The organism is Veillonella sp. VA139, assembly GCF_003992005.1.
GTDB lineage: Bacteria > Bacillota > Negativicutes > Veillonellales > Veillonellaceae > F0422.
The window spans coordinates 1-639 of the sequence record NZ_RQVL01000063.1 but is presented as its reverse complement, the minus strand read 5'-3'; the positions used below and the strand labels follow the sequence as shown (position 1 = coordinate 639).

The window sequence follows — 639 nt, the reverse complement described above, 5'->3', positions numbered from 1 at the left end:
ATGTCAATGATTCGCTGAGCTTGGTATTTCCAAGTTTACTATCAATTTTAAACATAGCATCTACTAAAGAGATTAGAGCATGTGCTTTTTCTTCATGGTACATGTCGGTTTTAGCATGAAGTTTGTTCATAGTATTACGCACATCAGTAAGTATTTGCTCTGCATTTTCTTTTGTAGCGGTTTCAATTAATTTTTCTGCCAAATTCCATCTTCTAAGAATTCTTCTATTAATGCTTCCCTTAATAGTCCGCCTTTCTTCTGTAAGTGTTCCACGTCCGGAGTTTCCACCGTTATCATCCCGCCCCCGAATAGGAACTTGTTCCAGATTACCTTGCAGTTGTTCGCTTTGGCTTCTATTGACATTTCTGCCATTTTCTCTAACTTCGCTGTTACCGCTATGTCCTCCACTGTCCAGTTCCAACGTCTCTCCTTGAAGCCCAGACTGCATGTCGGATGGTCCCCCGCCTCGTTGATGTTCGGAGCCACTTCCTTCATTTCCTTCCAGAGAACCTCTTGTTGTTCCTTCGTGTACTCTCTCCCGAACTGCACTGGTCTCACCGGTCCCAGTGGATACAGGTACTCGAATATCTCCCTCACTGTCTCCCATCTGATGTTTGATATTTTCATAATCTGCTTTCC

The 639-nt window shown here is 43.2% G+C and carries 2 protein-coding genes; both read right to left on the bottom strand.

All coding sequences use genetic code 11. The annotated features are described in order from the left end of the window. A partial coding sequence (locus EO125_RS09715; protein WP_164726514.1) for a hypothetical protein occupies window positions 1–202 on the bottom strand: 202 nt, incomplete at its 3' end. Continuing rightward, a partial coding sequence (locus tag EO125_RS09710) for a hypothetical protein (protein WP_206168383.1) occupies window positions 187–639 on the bottom strand: 453 nt, incomplete at its 5' end. The genes EO125_RS09710 and EO125_RS09715, both read right to left, overlap by 16 nt.